We start from the raw sequence: 18,376 nt of genomic DNA on the forward strand, positions 1-18,376 counted from the left end.
AGGAAATTATTGCTTGACCTGTGTCTGATATCCAGTCCTTATTAGTATCGAAACCAGACAATGACAATCATGATTCGAGAACACAGATACACCACTAACCAGGACTTGACCTTCGACGGTTGGAAAGTAGTCCAGCTGTGTATGGTTTGACCGTTTACTGAAACCGAAATTTAGGCGCGTACGAGCCTTGGTCTAGGAATCTTCTTGCTCTAAGAAACAAAGAGCGGGCAATGTTTCACGTGAAACATTGCCCGCTGCTTGGGGATTCTCCTGAAGTTACTATGCGCGCTACTTCGCCATATCAGGGAGATCCTCCGGTTCGCTGACATCTCGATCCGCTGCGCGGTGCAGGATTTGCAGGTAAAGCAATTCGGGGCTGGTCCCATTTTCCCTTGCATATGCTTCGACCGCTTGGGGAAGTAGCGACGTCTCCGTCATTCCCGGTGCAATATTAACATCGATGACATACGGAGTACCATCTTTCAGGATCAGGTCGATTCGGGACACATCGCGAAGTCGGAGGGTGGTATGTGCTGTGAGTGCTGCCTCTGTAACTCGAGTCTTTTCCTCATCAGAAAGACGAGCCGGTACATAGTACTTAGCACGACCGGCGAAGTAGCGTGCGTCGTAATCATACGGCCCATCGGTTTCAATTTCGACCGGAGGAAGCGCGATAGGTCCATCGGCTCCATCAATAACCGAAACAGAAACCTCAGTTCCGTCGATAAAGGTTTCGACATGCGCTTCTTCCCCGTAAGCGAAGCAATCGACCATTGCCCGGGGGAGGTCCCCCGGCTTATCAACGATAGTTACTCCCAGCGCTGATCCGCCCAAATTCGGCTTCACCACCAGCGGGAACTCATAGCGTTCCCCGAGAAGATCAAGAATAGGCGCGACTCCGACTTCTCGGAAAAGAGCTTCCGGGAAGCTAACCGACCAGGGAACAGCAAGCCCGGCGTGGCGCAAAAGCGATTGAGCAACTGTTTTATTAGAGGCGATGCGAGCGGCGTTCGCCGTCGATCCTAAGAAACGGTACCCACTGAGAGAAAGCAGATCTTGAAGAGCTCCGTCTTCTCCGGTTGCGCCGTGCACCAGTGGCCAGACCACCGTAGGATTCATGGAGTTGAGGCGCTGGAGCAAGGTTGCATCAACATCGAGAACCTTGACCTGCGCGCCCGCTTCCCGCAGGAGCGTGGCGACCCGACGCCCCGAACTCAGCGATACATCGCGTTCGTGCGTGAGACCACCGGCAAGAATAGCAACGGTCAGAATATTGTCCATTTTCCCTCCGGACTTCACTCTACTCATCAGTGATGAGAACCGATAGCAATCGAATTACTTCGTTGCCTGTGGCGAGGAATCATCCACGCCGAACATTTGGACTAGATCATTTTCTTGGCTAATAACTTCACCGAGCCTGCGCACGCCCTCGGTAATGCGTTCCGGGGTGGGGTAGCAGAAAGACAGGCGCATATGGTCATTACCCTGGCCGTCGGCGAAGAAGGCAGTGCCGGAAACGTACGCTACGAGGTTCTTCACCGCGCGGGGCAGCATTTCATGCGCGTTCAGTCCGCCGGGTAATTTTACCCAGGTATAGAAGCCACCGCGTGGCTTATTCCAGGTACACATGGGCATGTATTTCTCGAGCGCAGCCTGCATGGCCTGGCCCCGCTCGGCGTACATACCGCGGTATTCCTTGACCTGCTGGTACCAATCATAGGTACGCAGATACTCCGCGATAGCGAGCTGACCAAAAGTGGTCGGGCACAGGATCGCATTTTCCGCGGCGAGGGTAAGACGCGCACTCAGCGCAGCCGGTGCCAGCGCCCAGCCCACCCGGAACCCCGGTGCGAAGGTCTTGGAGAAAGATCCCAGGTATACAACACCATCCGGGTTGAAGGTTTGGATGGCAGGAATGGGGTCACCGTCAAAGCCAAGCAGACCGTAGGGATTATCTTCCACGATAAGAACATGGTGCTTATCGCAGATTTCGGCAATGCGCTGGCGGCGTTCCTCGGATTGGCTTACACCGGCAGGGTTGTGGAAATTCGGGATGGTGTACAGGAACTTGATCGGCTTCCCAACGGCCTCCAGATCCTTGATGGTTTCCTCAAGCTGCTCCGGAATTAGGCCATTGGCATCCATTTCTACGTGCACTACATGGGCTTGGTACGCACGGAAAGTTCCCAAGGCCCCAACATAGGAAGGCGCTTCGGCAATAACAACATCGCCCGGGTTAATGAAGATTTGGGAAACAAGATCGAGGGCCTGCTGGCTGCCGGTCGTAATATTGATGTCGTCCGGGTGGGCGCGAATACCCTCGGGCCGCATAACCTCCACGATCATTTCGCGGAGCTCTTCGGTGCCCTGGCCACCGCCGTACTGTAGCATTTTAGCCCCGTTATTACGGATGAGCCGTGCAGTCATTTCCGCGAGAAAGTCTAAAGGTAGCCCGCTGATATTAGGCATTCCCCCTGCAAGAGACACAACTTCGGGGCGATTTGCAACCGCGAAAAGCTGACGAACCTCAGATTGCTTCATTCCTAAAGCTCGATCAGCATAGACATTGTACCATGGATCAAGTCTGGTAAATCCGGGACCGGCGTGCTGCTCGCCCATACGTTCTCCTTCTCTTTTAACACACTAAGTGTGCCACGCTCGCGGCCGCGATAAAACAATGTCCGCTGGTGTGCTTCACGGATCACTCACTCGCGAGACCATTGCGGCATCATCGCGGGATTACCGCGGAGCTACCGCAGTCCGGGCGTACGAGCCCTATGGGGCAGTAGCGTACCCGCAAAGAAAGGTGCCTGTCAGCAATGCGTTTATTCGGATGCCGCAAGTTTCGGGAGTTCCGCGAGTCTCCCGAGGCTTGAGAGTTGCGTCAGAATTTCAGCGCGGATCTCAAGTTTAGGAACCAACCCCGCAAACCGTGCATATTCCCTGCCCTGGTGCACAAGAAGCAAGGTTGGCAGCCACTCGAGCCGCAGAATAAAAGCAGCGATGTCGTCCCACGGATTCGTCGCGCGAGTATCGGCGGAACCGGCATTCGCGGGGTCACTATCCGTAGGGTCACTATCCGCGGGGCAACCACTCACAGGCCCACCTTCCGCGGGATCAATACCGCCATAACCCAGAGCATGCTGAATTGCGCGGGTTACTTCCGCGGAGAGCTCCGAAAAATCGATCTGATGCTCCGGAGCGCCACCGGGCAGAATATGCTGAGTCACAGCGTCCGCTCCAGCAGCAGCGGTGGTTTCGTAACCGCGCCGCGGGCCCACGGGTGGCTGGGTAAGAACATCGAGGTTGACGCACCACGCGTCGAAGCTTACGTCCGGCATTAAACGATGAAGGTCGACGACGCTCTCCTCGAAAATCACGCGCATTGGCCGATCATAGGGAACCCACGAAGCCGTATAGAGCAGCAAAGTAGGAACTTCAGGTCGATACCTGGGCATGGTGCGTCCTTCCGGCCTAGCGGGTAGAAACCCTAGCTCCACCATCCTAAACGTGAACCGGCGAGGCAGATCAGAAATCTACCTCGCCGGTTCGAAATAATAAAATGAGCGGTACCCGCCCTAGATTACGCGGAATTCTCACCACGGGAGTCCCGTAGTGCTCCCATCACAAGAGTTACGCCGCGCCACCAGCTGCGGCAGCCTGCGGGGCCGCAAGGTTCTCGAGGTAGCGTTCCGCATCGAGAGCCGCCCGGCACCCGGTGCCAGCTGCGGAAATAGCCTGGCGGTAGTACCGATCCACGACATCCCCGCAGGCGAAAACTCCGGGAACCGAGGTTTCGGTGTGCGGGTGGTTCACGACGATATAGCCGTCGTCGTCCAATTTAAGTTGCCCATCGAGAATTTTCGTACGTGGAAGATGACCGATGGCCACGAAAAGGCCGGTCACATCGAGATTCGAATCTTCTCCGGTCACGTTGTTGTGGAGAGTAATAGCGTTCATGGATCCGCCGTCTTCCCCGCGAATATCCGTGACTTCACTATTCCAGTGCATCACGATCTTGGGGTTGGCCAGGAGGCGGTCCGCCATAATCTTCGAGGCGCGCAGCTCGTCGCGCCGGTGGATCACATGCACCTTGGTAGCGAAACGGGTAAGGAAGAGAGCATCCGTCACGGCGCTATCCCCGCCGCCCACCACGGCAATCTCCTGGTCTTTGAAGAAGAAGCCATCACAGGTGGCGCAGTAGGAAACCCCGCGGGAAGCGAACATGGTCTCGCCATCCAGACCGAGCTTCTTATAGGCCGATCCGAGGGCCAGGATAACCGTACGGGCCCGGAATTCGGATTCCTCAGTGCGCACGATTTTGACATCGCCGCTCAGGTCCATGGAGAGGGCGTCGTCGTACTCCATTTCGGCACCGAATTTTTCGGCCTGCTGCTGCATATTAGCCATAAGGTCCGGGCCGAAGATTCCATCCGGGAAGCCCGGGTAGTTTTCCACCTCGGTGGTGGTCATAAGTGCGCCGCCGGCATCAATGGCACCGCCGATTACCAGCGGCTTGAGACCCGCGCGTGCGGTGTACAGCGCAGCGGTCCAGCCCGCCGGTCCGGATCCGACGATGATGACGTCACGAATATCGCTCTCGGTCATATTTCTCCTGTGTTTTTACGAGTGAGTGTGCCGCGTTGCGCGAGCACACCGCTCCCCATCGGGCACATCATTGGGTACAACGTCCTGGGATGTGCAGCTATTCCCAGCCGGTTGTAAACACCGACTGTAAACACCGCTTACTTCACGCCGATTTCGGAAATCTGCAGCTTGAACTGCCCCGCTGCGTTCTTGGGCAGCTCCGTGAACCACAGCACCACGTGATCACTGTTTACCGGCGTCGGTGCAGTAAGCGTTGTTTTCGCGCTCATGGGGCCTTCGTACACAACGGTGCCGCCGTTGGGCTGATCCGCGGTGGTATCACGCCACTGCACATGTCCACCCTGGCCACTCAACTGCAAAGTAACTTCCTTGACGGTGGACGGCTTCGCCAGCCGCAGCTCTATCCCCATCCCCTCTTTGAGCAAGCCGAATTTTGGATTTCGCAGGTATTCCCAGCTGGCCCATTCCGTCGCCGGATTCTTATCGATGGCGAGTGGAAGCGTCTGCGGGTAGTCTTCGTCAGCTTCACTCTTCTGCGGGTTAAGAAGATTCGCTGAAACAATCTGCGGCGTTGTGGAGCTGGGCGTGGCGCTCGCACTCGGCTGGGCACCCTGACCTTCCGAAGCCTGCGGATTGGCCGAAGCCGTGGGCGCGGCAGAAATAACCGGCGGCCGGGTGGACACGTCCGTGGGCCGGAAGAAAGTGGTCACAGCAAAGTACAAAGCCACTGCGACCAGGGCAATAGCGCCCGCAACGATGAGCTTGGAGGAGTCGAAGATACGCGATCCGAGATCCCGCCCATTTTCCTCGTCGGTGATAATCGGCCGCGAAGGAGCGGGTGGCCGGGTGGCCGGCTTGCGATCTCCGCGGGTGCGGGCGGCAACTTTTGCCGGCGCTCCGCTCGCGCGCGCGACCTCGGAAATCGGGTGAATACGGGGCGCGGCCGGGGCAGAGTGATGAGAGGTAGCGGATGGTGGCCGGGTGATTGCGGCGGGCGCGACCGTGGCTGCGGATGTAGTTGCCGCTGCACTTCTCGGGGACGTATCACTTCCCCGGGATGACCCGCTTTCCTCGTCATCTCCAACGTTCATAATGGAACGACGCTGCGGGCTCGCCGCACTGTGAACACTGTTTAAGGCAACCGTGGGTGCGGTATCGCGATCATGTTCCTGAGCAGTGGCTTCACCCTCTGCGCTTTCATATTGGGTGGCATCGCGCTCAGCACGGGCACGTTCGGCAGCTTCCTGTTCCGCAGCCTCGCGTTCGTATTCTTCCAGCTCACGTTCCGCTTCGCGTAACGAGGGGAAATGCGGCTGGAATCGCGGTGTTGCGGGATCCTGGGCGACGTCGCCGCCAGCGACATTGTTAGCACTGTGGCTATCAATGTGGACTGCGGGAGTTTCCTCAGTATTCGTTTCTCCCCGATCGGGGTAAGCAGTGTTTACCTCGGTTTCTTCATCGCGGAATTCCTCCGGGGAGACCCACTGCGGGTGGAGCTCCACCTCCGGAGCTGCGGTAATACCTAATTCGGTATCAACGTCGCCCTCGAAATTCGCCCCGGACACACCTTCGGGATCCAATTCCTGGGATCCAATAGCGGAGGAGGCCGATGCGGCGGAGGGAGCAACGGGAGTCTCATGAGCTTCGGACGGTTCGCCGGTTTCGGCCGGTTCGCCAGGATCATCGGATATCTCGCCAGTATCAGCGGAGCGTTCGCCCGTTTCAGGAAGATCAGCTGCCTCGCCAAAGTCCCCCGCCGCGCCGGATGCATCGGTGGCAGCTGCGGCGGCGTCGTGCTCAGAATCAGCGGCGCCGAAGGAAACGTGACTGGAACCCAAGGTGACGCGGCCAATAGCGCCCCCGCGTACGTGCCCGCCCAGCGGGTCGAAACCGAAACGGGAATCCCCGCCGCCGGGAAGCTGCGGCGCCACCAGCACCGGAGTGGGGAATTCACGCAGGTCAGGCCGATTGAAGGGGACGAGGCTGCGCAGTACTTCCCCTGGGGAAAGCAGGCGTTCGGGGGAGAGGGTGCGCCGGAACACTTCGCGAATATCATCAGGGAGGGAATCATCGCGCGCCAGGGCCTCGAGCGTAGTTTCATCCGCCTGCGCGCCTTCGAGCAAGGTCGCCAAGAAAAGCACCAGGTCCGCGGCCTCGGCGTTATTGAGACTGGCCGGATCGTATTCATCCGTGCGCGCACCGGCCAGAGCAGCGTCAATACCGATGCCGTCCAGGTACACATCCCCGGCATCGCCCACCCGCACCCGCGAAGGCGTGATGCGCAAATGCCGCATACCGCGCCCGGATACCTGGGTGAGGATCGCGGCGAGTTCACACACCACGGCCTTGGCTTGCTCGGGCGCGAAACCCTCCCCGTGCACATAGCCGGTGAGCGAGGTGCCCAGCGGGATCTCGCTCACCACGAAATTTTCGCCGACGGAAAGCGTGCGCACAATATGCGCGTCGTCGAGCAGCCCGGTGCGCCGCGCCGCGTCCAGCGCATCCGCGCGCGTGGGAATATCCCCGATGAGCAGCACCCGCACCGCGGTGCCAAGCGCATCATCCACGGCGTACCACTGCTCGGTACCCGCAATATCAAGTTGCTCTTCGTACAAATTCTCCAGGCGGTAGCGACCGGCGAGAGTCATGCCCCTGGTTCCGATGGCGCTCACAGTTCCTCCTTGCCGTGCCTCGCGGCCACATTACTCCTATGGTATTTCGTGTTCCTCGCGCAGTTTATCGACGGCGCGCGGCCCGGCTTCTTCCGCCGCGCTAGCCTCACGTAAATTGTGGAGATGTTTTTCAGGGTCGACGCCGCCCGAACGCCGCCCGCTGCGCAGACTGCGCGCGATCCCACCGAGCAGGAGCACCGCGAGCAGCGCGCCAATAATATACGTCCCCGTGGTTTCCCACCCGGCGCGCACCCGCACATTAATATCCTGCACCGCACCGATCGGCGTACCCACCGGATCGGTCACCGCGGCCGTCACCGTGACATTCCCCGAGCCGGAAGCCTGCACCGGCACCGCTACCGTCACCGAGGCAGCGGGCGGAATCGTTGCCGCAACGGGATCGGAAGGCACGATGCGGAAATCTTCGGCACGCAATTCCACCACCGCGCCCACCGGAACGGGAAGGGAATTATGCACGTGCACGGGCAGATCCGCACTTTCCGAAATGATATTGATCGTGGAGGAGGGCTGGACCGTGACGGCACCGGACATCTCCTCGGCCAGCTGCTTGAGCTGCGTGGCGAGTTCCTCGCGTTGCTCGTGGTGATCGCGGAGCGCCACCCCTGCCAGTTGCGCGGCGTGATGCGTGACCGGCCCGGTGATATCTGCGGGCCTCGGAGTCAGAGAGGCCGTGGTGGAAATTGTGGTGACGTGCGCATCACCCCGGGCCAGCTGCGCCGCGGAAATCTCCCCGGGCAGCACGCGTTCTTCGGGAAGCTGGGCGCACCCGGCCGCCGGTTTCTCAAGAAGATCACCGGCCGCGGTGGGCGCCAGCCACGGTGCGCTTGTGAGCGCCCCGAGCGCGGCCCCGATATCGCGATCCGGCAAAGCACCGGCCCGGGCCAGCGCCCCGCTTTCCGGCCGGTCCACCAGCACCACCTGGGCGCGCGGTGCGGCGGGTAGCTCCCGGTAGGTAGCTGCCGAGAGCGCGAGGGCCGTTTGGCGGGCATCAATGGCGGAGAGGCGGCTCCCGGCGGCTTCCGGCAAACCTTCCCCACCTCCGGAGGCTAGTACATTTGCCTCGTCTGAGCTGGGTAGATATCCCTGCACCAGGGCAGAGAGCACGCCGTCCGCACGCAGTGCTGCGGCCTCATCCGGACCCGTTGCAATTTCACCCGAATCCGCCGCTTCGTTTGTGGCGGTTCCGGAATCCGCATCCGCAAGGCCCGCGCCTTCTGCGCCGGCACCGTGAGCTTCACGCAAAGAACACGTTTTATTTCCCTCCGCGTCGAGCGGAATATTCATCCGCCCGCTCGGGCTGAGCCAGGAGGCGTGCGTCGCATCCACATCGGTGGTGATGAGCGCCGCGACTCCCGCATCGCGCAACGCCCGTGCGGTGGCCCGGTCCACGCCCAGCGCCGTTACCGCAATATCCGAACGCGCCGCGAAGCCGGATGCCTGCGCCGCCTGCACCGCGTCTTGCCGTGCCAGGGCGAGCTTATCCGCACGCCCGGCATGGGTGAGCGCCGCGGCATCCACGTCCGCGCCCAAACCGAAGAACACGCTGGTCCCGGCCGCAGATTCAAAATTGCGCAGCGCGGCCCGCTCCGGATCGCCCCCGATAAGAAGCGGATCGACGGCGGCACTCACACCAGGGTGGGCAAAATATTCCAGGGTGCTCAAGCGATGGGGTAGCCGCTCGGCCTCCGATGCGGAACTTGGAGCCGAAGCCGTTGGTGAAGAACTAGGTGCGGTGCTTGGGGCCGACGGCGCAGCTGGGGCACTCGCCCCCTGGGATGCTGCCGGCGCGGATGGCGCTGCGCTCGCGGCCGGGTCGGACGTTGAGGTGAGGCTCGGCACGGCGAGGCTTCCCGAGGTGGCGGAAGGTGTGGTGGGCGAAGGAGTGGCCGTTCCGGCCGGAGCTGAGGGTGCCGGTGGTGTGGCCTGCGGCTGCGGGCTGGCCCCGGGCGCGGGTGCGGTCAGGCTGGTGTAGACCTGCTCCTCGAGGGCCGGGGTGCTGCTCACATCGCTCAGGGAGCGCGTGACCGGCACAATTGCACTGATGGGGGCAGGCGCGGCGTCGTCGCCGGGAGCGGTGACAATAAAACTACGGTCCGTTGCCGTTTCCCCATCCACCACGGCACTGACCTGGACCCCGCGCGGTCCCCACTCGGCGGGAATCCGCTCCCGCGGAACCGAAAAGGTGACGCGGGTGGAGGTTCCGGGTGCAAGATCCGCATCGGGGGTGAGGGTGTCGTAGAGGGCCAAGCCGGCGGGCTCCGCGCGCATGAAGCTCAGCACCGCGCTGCGCGAGGACGGCACATAGCGCTGGATATAGAGCGAGACCGAATTGAGGTGGCGGGTTTCCGTGGTGGAATTCGTCACGGTGGCGGTGAGGGTGAGGGTGGCGTCCTTACCGAGAACCGGGGCGCCCACGTCCACGATGTCCACGCTGGGGGCGGCCGCCGGGCGCGCGGGTAGAACCTGCGCGGGCAGGGCTTGCGCGCCTAGCGGCACCCAAGCGCTTAGCGGCACCCAGGCCGCCACGGCCCCGGCAAGAGCACCCCGCCACATCATTCCTCCCCCGCGAGAATCGCGCGGGCCGAGGCCACGATACGGCGTTCATTGGGGTAGGCGAGCCGGGATGCCACCCGATCAAGGCGCACCCACTCGGCCTTTTCGGCTTCGTGATCCGGATCGTTATCAACGGTGATATGCCCGGTGATCCCCTCCAATAAAAAGTGGTGGACAACTTTATGGACGCGGTGGTTAGTGCCGGAGAACCAGTAATCAATGGTGGCTAAATGCATAAGCACCCGCCCGGTAATCCCGGTTTCCTCCGCAATTTCCCGCACGGCCGCTTCTTCGGGCGTTTCATTACCTTCCAGGTGCCCCTTGGGGAGGCACCACTCCAGCCGCCCGCCACGGTTGCGCCGCGCGATAACGGCCACATAGGCCTTCCCGCCGCGCACCCCGATCACGATTCCCCCCGCACTCGTTTCGTTCACCACCGGAAGTGAATGGCGCCGCGCAGAGGCCTGGTGCACGGCAGCGGCGCGCCTCCAGGATCTACGGCCCCCGAACTTGGAGGGCAACGGTGCTGACTTCGACATACCTCTAACACTACAACTAACGGTCAGAGCCCCCAGATGTGGCAACCTTTAAGGGTGACCACTTCTCAACAGACTCCGAAGACTCCAACAACGGACGATATGCCTCCGGGCCAGCGCCGCGCTCTCCTGCTCCTGGCAGGCCAGCGCGCCCTGGCGAATCTCCCGGACGACATCTTGCAACTAGCTTCTATCTTCTCAGATCACGGCGAAGAATTGGCCCTCGTGGGCGGCCCGGTTCGTGATGCTTTCCTCGGTGCCCCCATTCACGACTTTGATTTGACTACCTCGGCGCGCCCGGAAACCACCGAAAAACTCCTGGCCCACTGGGGAACCACCTGGGATATCGGGCGTGAATTTGGCACGGTGGGGGCGCGGCGCGGTGACGTCGTCGTCGAAGTAACAACGTACCGCTCCGATACGTACACCATCGGTTCGCGCAAACCCGATGTGGATTTCGGTGACAACCTCGAAGGTGACCTCACCCGGCGCGATTTCACCGTCAATGCGATGGCGGTGCGGCTGCCCAGCCTGGAACTGGTGGATCCGTGCGGCGGGGTGGATGACCTCCTCGCCGGGCAGCTGCGCACGCCCGTGACCGCCGCGCAGTCCTTCGATGATGATCCGCTGCGGATCATGCGGGCCGCGCGTTTCGCCGCGCAGCTGCGTTTCGATGTGGCCCCGGATGTTATGCGGGCGATGGAAGATTACGCCGAGCGCCTCGAGATTGTCTCCCAGGAACGCATCCGCGCCGAACTGGAACGCCTCATGACCGCGCCCGCCCCGCGCCGGGGTATTGAGCTCCTCGTACACACCGGGGTGGCCGAGCGCGTGCTGCCCGAAATCGCGGCGCTCACCGATACCGTGGACGCCCAGCATCGCCACAAGGACGTGTACCAGCACACCCTCCAGGTGGTGGATAACGCGATCGCCCTGGAAGATGAGGAGGTGCCCGGGCCGGATCTCATTTTGCGCCTGGCCGCGCTTTTCCACGATATCGGCAAGCCGGCCACCCGCCGTTTCGAAAGCGACGGTTCGGTCACGTTCCGCCACCACGATGTGGTGGGCGCGAAAATGACGCGCGCGCGCATGCGTGAACTGCGTTTTGATAAAACGACGACGAAAAGCGTGGCGCGGCTAGTCGAGCTGCACCTGCGGGCTTTCGGATTTGGCGAACACGACTGGACCGATAGCGCGGTGCGGCGTTTCGTGCGCGATGCCGGGGAGCTCCTCCCGCGCCTGCTGCGCCTCATCCGCGCCGATATCACCTCCCAGAACCGGCGCCGGGTGGCGCGGCTGCACGCCGCGAATGACGAACTGGAACGCCGCATTATTGAGCTGCGTGAACGCGAGGAACTCGAGGCGGTGCGCCCCGATATTGACGGTACCCGCATTATGGAGCTGCTCGGCCTTGAGCCCGGCCCGCAGGTGGGTAAAGCCCGCCAGTACCTGCTCTCCCTGCGCCTGGACGAAGGCCCGCTGGGTGTGGAAGAAGCCGAAAAGCGCCTGCTGGAATGGTGGGACGCCCAGTGAAACTCGTTGGCGATCTGCGCTCCCTGGCCCGCTCGCGGGGCTTCCTCAAGCTGCTCTCAGTCCGGCTCGTGACCCAATGCGGGGACGGCATGTTCCAAATCGGCCTGGCCTCGCTTTTCTTCTTCAACCCGGCCGCGAGCGCGGATGTGCACGGGGTGGCACTGTCCCTCGTGGTGCTGCTGCTGCCCTTCTCCCTGGTGGGGCCTTTTACCGGTCCTTTTATTGATCGGTGGCGCCGCCGCCAGATCCTGGTGTACGGCAACCAGATCCGGGCTGGGCTCACGGTGGCGCTAGTGGTGACCACCCTGGCCAATATCGTGTGGCTCACCTATGTGCTGGCTCTCGTCACCCTCGGGCTCAACCGGATTCTCCTCGCGTGCATGAGCGCGGGGCTGCCGAACGTGGTGGAATCGCGCGAGCGGCTCCTCGTGGCGAATTCCCTGGTGCCGACCCTCGGGGGTGCCTCTACCGCGCTGGGCGCGATTCTGGCGTTCTTCCTGCGTTTGGCGCTACCCGGGGAAGCGATGCAAAAAGTGGGGGCGCTGGTGTGCGCACTGGTGCTCTACCTGGGCGGATCCGGGGTAGCGAGTCTGCTGGGGCGCGATGAGCTGGGTCCGCACACCCGCCCGCGCGGTTCTTTCGGCACGGCGCTCGCGCAGGCGGCCCGCGACCTCGTGGCGGCGCTGCGCTACCTTATTGCCCGGCGCACCCCGGCCGCGGCCCTCACCACCATGTCCCTGCACCGTTTCGTTTACGGAATGCAGTTCATCACCATTGTGCTGGCCGGCCGTAATCTCTACGCCGACCCGGCCAATGCCGATGCCGGCATCGCCTATTTCGGGATGCTGCTGGGCATGATGGTGCTGGGGCACGGGGTGTCGATTATCCTCACGCCCCTCGCCCACGAACGCATGAGCCCGAGTTGGTGGGTGGTGTGCGCCTTGGTGGGCGGCACCGCCGGGCAGGCGATCATCGCGGCGACTACGAACCTGACCTGGGTGATGGTCGGGCTGTTTATTTTCGGGATCGGGGTGCAGGGCGCCAAAATCGCCGTCGATACCATCGTGCAATCCGATACCGCGGATACTTTCCGCGGCCGCGCTTTCTCCATTTACGATGTGCTTTTCAATATTTCGGAATGCATCGCGGCCGGGGTGGCGATCCTTGTATTGCCGACCATCGGGTGGTCGCGCGGGGTGCAGCTCGCCCTCATCGTCATGGTGTGGTGCGTGGCGGGAGCTTATGCGCTTTTCGTGCGTTCCAGCGGCGGGCGGCCCACCCCGGTCACGCTCTAGCCGGAGCGGTTCTGCTGCACCGCGGCGGTTCCACCCTGGGCGCCACATTTTCGGTACGACGCCGCCACCGCGGCCCGCGCGGTACTTTCCTGCGGGGCGTGGGACCTCCGTGCGGGGTGTGGAAAACTGGCAAGATAAGAAGTAAATGACCCGGCGCGCATCCGCCACCGGGACTCCCACCAGGACGGAGGATCCTATGGCCGCCACTCGACCAGGTGATATTCCACGTGATCGTATCGCTCAGGCTATTAACACCCTGCCCACCCAGGTTGCTGGCTCCCGGGCGGGTAGCGATAGTGGCGGTGAGGAGAGCGCGGGAGGGGCAGCGGCGTCGGCCTTGGGAAAGGTAAGCGATGCGGAGAATTCCGGCGGCGGTGAACAAAGCGGTTCCGGGAACTCGGAGGCCAGCCGCGGCGCGGATTCGAGTAGCGGCGGGGATTTCGGGGTGAAGCTGCTGCACGCGGCGGCGCTCCTCACCATCGTCTGCGTGGGCCTCTACCTCATTCACGATTTTGTGGGGCCGGTGTTCCTGGCCCTCACCCTGGTGCTGACGGTGCGCCCGGTGCACCGCCTGCTGCTGCGCCATCATGTGCCGCGCTGGCTGTCCGGAACGCTGACCGTCTCCATTATTGTGGTGGTGCTCCTCGCGGTGGTGGGTTTGACGGCGTGGTCCCTGGCCGGACTGCCGCGCACCCTCATGAGCTACGAAGATAAATTCACCAAGCTCTTCCAGGACACCATGACCTGGCTGGACAGCTTGGGGCTCAGCACCGATCAGCTCAGCCAGCGCCTGGGCGACGTGCTCAATATGGACACAATTATTTCGCTGCTCAGCCAGGCATCCGGGGCGCTCATGAGCGTGGGGAGCCTCATGTTCGTGCTGGCGCTCGCAATTTTCTTCATCACCATCGACACGCTGTCCGTGCCGGCGCGCGCCCATATCGTGCGCGATCACGATCCGGACCTGTATCGCGCGCTGGCCTCCTTCGAAGGGCGGGTGCGCCAATACTGGCTGGTGGCCACCCTCTTCGGGTTGCTGGTCTCCACCCTCAATTATTTCGTCATGATGTGGTTGGGGATTCCGTTGGCACTGGCCTGGGCGCTGTGGACCTTTGTTACGAATTACATTCCGAATATTGGTTTCATCCTCGGTGTGATCCCGCCGGCGCTCATGGGGCTGGTGGATAGCGGGCCGGCCACCGCGCTGTGGATTCTGGTGATTTTCACCTTCCTCAATGTCACGATTCAGGGCGTGCTGCAGCCGAAGATCGTGGGGGATGCGGTGGGACTATCCACTACCGTCACTTTCCTGTCGCTGCTGTTCTGGGCGGTGGTGCTCGGGCCGCTAGGAACTATTCTTGCTGTTCCGCTCACCCTGTTTATCAAGGCAATTTTCGTGGATTCTTCGTCGCGTTCGCGCTGGGTGGAGGCTTTCCTCGTGCCCGAATCGAATGCGAAAACCCGGGCGGATCGCGGCGTTTACGATCTTGATGAACCGGTGCGGGAAATTTACCGTGATTTCACCTCGCGGGATTCCGAGGTGCGAACCAAGATGCGGGACCTGCGGAAGATTTCGCGGCGTCGTAAGAAAGGGATCCGCGGGTAGCTTGGACCACGCGGGTTAGCCACGAGCGCGTGACCTGAGGCAGACTAGATACGCGGCGCGACCGCGCGCCGGTAGGGAGTAACGATGGCTGGAACGCGAACGGGTCGGACACAGAAGGAGCGCACGCGCACGCAAGCTGGGCGCGGCGCAGTTCCCGCGGGTCGTGCCGGAGCGCGCCGGGGCGGACCGGGCGCTGGCGCGCGCCGCAAGCGCTCCGTATGGAATTATCCGCGCCGCGGCAAGGGGCCGATTCACCGCTGGATTCCCTCGTGGCGTTTCGTGCTCGGGCTGTTCTTCACCCTGGGCTTCGGCGGGCTGGTTGCCCTGGTGACCCTCTACATTTTCCTACCTGTCCCCAGCCCCGATGATATTGCGACCGCGGAAAAAACCACTCTCTACTACCGCGATGGCAGCACCGAATTGGGCAGCATGTACGAGGTGAACCGCACCCCGGTCCCCCTGGAAACCCTGCCCGATTATGTGGGAAATGCGGTGGTTGCTTCCGAAGACCGCACCTTCTACTCCAATTCCGGGATTGACCTGGGTGGCATCGCGCGCGCCGTCGTCAATAATATTCGCGGCGGGGCGCGCCAGGGCGGCTCCACCCTCACCCAGCAGTACGTGGAAAACTACTACCTGGGCACCACCACCGATTACATCGGCAAAGTGAAAGAAGCCGTACTCGCGGTCAAGGTGGATCGCAATTCCTCCAAGCAGGACATTCTGGAAAACTACCTCAATACGATTTACTTCGGGCGCGGCGCCTACGGGATTGAAAGCGCGGCCCAGAACTACTTCGGGATTCCCGCCGCGCAGTTGAGCCTGGACCAGGCCGCGCTCCTCACCGCGGTTATTCCGGCGCCCTCCGCCTGGGACCCGGCGGTTGATCCGGAGCGAGCTGCCCAACGTTTCGACCGTGTCATTAACCGCATGCTCGAAGACGGCTATATCACCGCTGAGCAGGCCGCGGCCGCCACCATGCCCGCGACCATCGAGTATGTTGCAGCCAAGCAATTCAGCGGAACGAACGGCTACCTGCTGGCCGCCGCACAGCAGGAACTTATCGCCACGGAAAAGTTCACCGAGGACAGCCTCAACCGGGGCGGCTATACGATTGTCACCACAATAGACCCGACCATGCAGCAGGCCGCGGTCGATGTCGTCAATGCCCTCCCCAAGGACCGCCCGGAGAACAACTACGTGGGCATGCTTTCCGCGGACCCCTCCACCGGAGGTATTTACGCGATGTACGCCGGCGCGGACTACCAGGAACGCCAGCGCAATACCGTCACGCAGGATCGCGCTCAGGCCGGATCAACATTCAAACCCTTCGGCGCGCTCGCGGCCCTCAAGCAGGGCAAATCCATCGACGGCACCTATTACAATTCCCCCGCGGAATTGAAAATTGGCGATATCACGATCAGTAATTTCGACGACGCCAATATGGGCAATATCAATATGCGCACAGCTACCGCGAACTCGGTGAATACCTACTACGCGCAGCTCAACGAGGAAGTGGGGCCGCGCAATACCCGCGCCGCCGCGATTGAGGCCGGAATCCCGGAGACCACGCCGGGCCTGGATAATTCCCTCACCAATGTGCTCGGTTCGGCTTCGCCCACCAATAAGGAACTCACCCAGGCGTTCGCGGGGTTCGCCAACCGCGGCGTGAGTGTGCCTCTCCACCTGGTCAGCGAGGTGCGTGACGCGCAGGGCACCGTGGTATACCGTGCGGATACGGCCGGTAAGCGGGTGCTCGACCAGCGTGTTGCCGATAATCTCAACGAACTGCTCCAGGAGCCCACCGGCCCGCGCGGGACCGCGGATCGGGCCGGACGGCTCGGCTTCCAGGTGGCCGGGAAAACCGGAACTTCCACGGACTTGAAATCCGCGTGGTTCGTGGGCTACAACCCGAAGATTATTACCACGGTGAATATGTTCCAGATCGGGCCGAACGGTGAGGAGGAATCGCTGGGCGGCTGGGGTGCCTACCCGTGGGGTATCGGCGGGAACGGCTACCCGGTGGATATGTGGGTGGACTTCATGAAGGCCGTTATGGGCGGTATGGATTTGCCGAAATTCCCCGAACCGGAGCTTATTGGGGACAAGCGCCCCAGCTACCGCCCCACGCGCCCCGAACCGGTGGAAGAAGTAACGACGACGCCCGAACCGAGCGCGGAGCCCACCGAGCAGCCCGCGCCGGCCACCGAGGCACCGCAGGAGCCGGAACCGAGCGCGACCGTGCCCCCGGAGCTGCAGCCCACCCGGATGCCCGCCCCGCCCACGGAAACGATCCCGCTGCCCACCGAGCCGGCCGAACGTGAGCGCGTTCCCGGTGCGGTCGGGTGAGTGCGGCTAGTGGGCTAGGTTGCTCCGCACTCTCGAAGTGTGAGCCACCCGCGTTTTAGACTGGAGACATGAAGATCTATCCCTTCTGGGCGCGGGAGAGCGCCCCGGTATCTACCACCTCGGGGCCGGCCACGGTGGCGCAATGGGGCTGGTCCGCGAATTCGGAAGAAGAAGCGCAAAAAGTCGCGAAGGTGCGGCTGCAACGCCTCGTTGATCGCATTACCGAGCTCGGTCATTTTCCCCGCGAACGGCAAGCTCGCGCGGAATACTATCCGGGCACCCCGCTGCGCGAAGAGATTCTTTCTGTTCTCAGCGAGGTTAACGGCACCCCCACCTGTGCGATCACCCGGAACCGCTACGGAGCCGAAGTTCTCAATACCTCGGATATCCTCATCGCGGATGTGGACGTTCCCGAATTAGAAGAAGCAGCCCGCGCCCGCGGCCGCAAACGAGCCGGTAGGCGAGCCGGGGAACATGCGCCAGGATCCCCCAAGAAGCCCGGTTTCTTCGCTCGACTTTTCAGGTTCGGCGCGCAGAAACAGGAGCGGCCCGCCGGATCGGCTTTTGATCCCGCACCGGAACCGGCATCGACTACCGCATTGCCCGCAGCACCCGATCCCGCCTCCATCCCGGGGCTCATCACCGAAACAGCTCCGGTACGCCAGTACATGATCGAAGCTGAACTCATTGCCTTTGACCGTATCGAGCACTTCGCGCGCCTCAATGCGGCCTGGCCGATTTTCGTTTACCGCACCTTCAAAGGTTTCCGCGTCATCGTGGCGGTTGAAGGTATTGCCGCGGACTCCGGGGAAGCGCAGATGATCCTCAACCAGCTCGGTTCCGACCCGCTCTATATGCGCCTGTGCCGCGTGTACGAATCGTACCGGGCGCGCCTGAGTGCCAAACCCTGGAGAGTTGGGATCGCGGCGCCCAGCGTGAGCTGGCCCGAGTACGATGCGTCGTCGGCGCTCTGCGATCCGGTTGCGCGCGAGAAAATGCAACGATGGTTGGCACAGTACGACGCCGCCCGCACCGGCCACGCCACCACGCGCTTCATTGCTGCGTTCGGGCCCGCTCCTACCGGGCGCGCCGCGGAGGTGGTCGAGCTGCACGCGCGCGTGACCGGAGCGGAGTCCGGCCTACCGCTGGCCTAAAGCTGGTTCACCGGGTGCCTCAAGTTGGGCCTTTCGCCTGCCTGAACGG

Annotated in this window: 12 protein-coding genes; 5 read left to right on the top strand and 7 right to left on the bottom strand. The window is 62.2% G+C overall.

What is annotated here, in order from left to right; translation table 11 throughout:
* Window positions 1-288: 288 nt before the first annotated feature.
* The 7 genes from PWJ82_RS04820 to PWJ82_RS04850 form a co-directional block, all read right to left on the bottom strand.
* Window positions 289-1,308: a D-alanine--D-alanine ligase family protein gene (locus PWJ82_RS04820; protein WP_274735551.1), complete on the bottom strand. Its 1,020-nt coding sequence runs from the start codon at window positions 1,306-1,308 to the stop codon at window positions 289-291.
* Between the two features lie 27 nt (window positions 1,309-1,335).
* Window positions 1,336-2,619: a PLP-dependent aminotransferase family protein gene (locus PWJ82_RS04825; RefSeq protein ID WP_274735552.1), complete on the bottom strand. Its 1,284-nt coding sequence runs from the start codon at window positions 2,617-2,619 to the stop codon at window positions 1,336-1,338.
* Between the two features lie 206 nt (window positions 2,620-2,825).
* A complete protein-coding gene (locus PWJ82_RS04830) occupies window positions 2,826-3,458 on the bottom strand; it encodes a hypothetical protein (protein WP_274735554.1) in 633 nt (210 codons plus the stop codon).
* Window positions 3,459-3,633: 175 nt separating this feature from the next.
* Window positions 3,634-4,608 (bottom strand): thioredoxin-disulfide reductase, encoded by a 975-nt coding sequence (gene trxB, locus PWJ82_RS04835; protein ID WP_274735555.1) that lies wholly within the window; start codon window positions 4,606-4,608, stop codon window positions 3,634-3,636.
* Window positions 4,609-4,745: 137 nt separating this feature from the next.
* A complete protein-coding gene (locus PWJ82_RS04840; protein ID WP_274735556.1) occupies window positions 4,746-7,280 on the bottom strand; it encodes a hypothetical protein in 2,535 nt (844 codons plus the stop codon).
* 36 nt (window positions 7,281-7,316) lie between these two features.
* Window positions 7,317-9,857: a DUF6049 family protein gene (locus PWJ82_RS04845; RefSeq protein WP_274735557.1), complete on the bottom strand. Its 2,541-nt coding sequence runs from the start codon at window positions 9,855-9,857 to the stop codon at window positions 7,317-7,319.
* Complete coding sequence (locus PWJ82_RS04850) at window positions 9,854-10,393, bottom strand: NUDIX hydrolase (RefSeq protein WP_081637277.1); 540 nt, start codon at window positions 10,391-10,393, stop codon at window positions 9,854-9,856. The genes PWJ82_RS04845 and PWJ82_RS04850 overlap by 4 nt, the downstream gene beginning before the upstream one ends.
* 36 nt (window positions 10,394-10,429) lie before the next feature.
* Between PWJ82_RS04850 and PWJ82_RS04855 the strand changes: the two genes are divergently transcribed.
* The 5 genes from PWJ82_RS04855 to PWJ82_RS04875 all read left to right on the top strand — a co-directional run bounded on the left by PWJ82_RS04855 (window position 10,430) and on the right by PWJ82_RS04875 (window position 18,327).
* A complete protein-coding gene (locus PWJ82_RS04855) occupies window positions 10,430-11,923 on the top strand; it encodes a CCA tRNA nucleotidyltransferase (RefSeq protein ID WP_416341851.1) in 1,494 nt (497 codons plus the stop codon).
* The gene (locus PWJ82_RS04860; protein ID WP_274735558.1) at window positions 11,920-13,218 is read left to right on the top strand and encodes an MFS transporter; all 1,299 of its coding nucleotides are present in this window, start codon (window positions 11,920-11,922) and stop codon (window positions 13,216-13,218) included. Before PWJ82_RS04855 ends, PWJ82_RS04860 begins: the two co-directional genes overlap by 4 nt.
* Window positions 13,219-13,414: 196 nt before the next feature.
* Complete coding sequence (locus tag PWJ82_RS04865) at window positions 13,415-14,824, top strand: AI-2E family transporter (protein WP_274735559.1); 1,410 nt, start codon at window positions 13,415-13,417, stop codon at window positions 14,822-14,824.
* 84 nt (window positions 14,825-14,908) lie between these two features.
* A complete protein-coding gene (locus PWJ82_RS04870) occupies window positions 14,909-17,173 on the top strand; it encodes a transglycosylase domain-containing protein (RefSeq protein WP_274735561.1) in 2,265 nt (754 codons plus the stop codon).
* A gap of 68 nt (window positions 17,174-17,241) precedes the next feature.
* Window positions 17,242-18,327, top strand: a complete 1,086-nt coding sequence (locus tag PWJ82_RS04875; protein ID WP_274735562.1) for a hypothetical protein — start codon at window positions 17,242-17,244, stop codon at window positions 18,325-18,327.
* The last annotated feature ends 49 nt before the right edge of the window (window positions 18,328-18,376 follow it).

This window comes from Actinotignum schaalii (genome assembly GCF_028864145.1).
GTDB classification, from domain to species: Bacteria; Actinomycetota; Actinomycetes; order Actinomycetales; family Actinomycetaceae; genus Actinotignum; species Actinotignum schaalii_B.

Bases quoted from the DNA above. Each gene is read 5' to 3' on its own strand.
- PWJ82_RS04820 (WP_274735551.1), bottom strand. From the start codon at position 1,308: ATGAGTAGAGTGAAGTCCGGAGGGAAAATGGACAATATTCTGACCGTT.
- PWJ82_RS04825 (WP_274735552.1), bottom strand. From the start codon at position 2,619: ATGGGCGAGCAGCACGCCGGTCCCGGATTTACCAGACTTGATCCATGG.
- PWJ82_RS04830 (WP_274735554.1), bottom strand. From the start codon at position 3,458: ATGCCCAGGTATCGACCTGAAGTTCCTACTTTGCTGCTCTATACGGCT.
- trxB (WP_274735555.1), bottom strand. From the start codon at position 4,608: ATGACCGAGAGCGATATTCGTGACGTCATCATCGTCGGATCCGGACCG.
- PWJ82_RS04845 (WP_274735557.1), bottom strand. From the start codon at position 9,857: ATGATGTGGCGGGGTGCTCTTGCCGGGGCCGTGGCGGCCTGGGTGCCG.
- PWJ82_RS04850 (WP_081637277.1), bottom strand. From the start codon at position 10,393: ATGTCGAAGTCAGCACCGTTGCCCTCCAAGTTCGGGGGCCGTAGATCC.
- PWJ82_RS04855 (WP_416341851.1), top strand. From the start codon at position 10,430: ATGTGGCAACCTTTAAGGGTGACCACTTCTCAACAGACTCCGAAGACT.
- PWJ82_RS04865 (WP_274735559.1), top strand. From the start codon at position 13,415: ATGGCCGCCACTCGACCAGGTGATATTCCACGTGATCGTATCGCTCAG.
- PWJ82_RS04870 (WP_274735561.1), top strand. From the start codon at position 14,909: ATGGCTGGAACGCGAACGGGTCGGACACAGAAGGAGCGCACGCGCACG.
- PWJ82_RS04875 (WP_274735562.1), top strand. From the start codon at position 17,242: ATGAAGATCTATCCCTTCTGGGCGCGGGAGAGCGCCCCGGTATCTACC.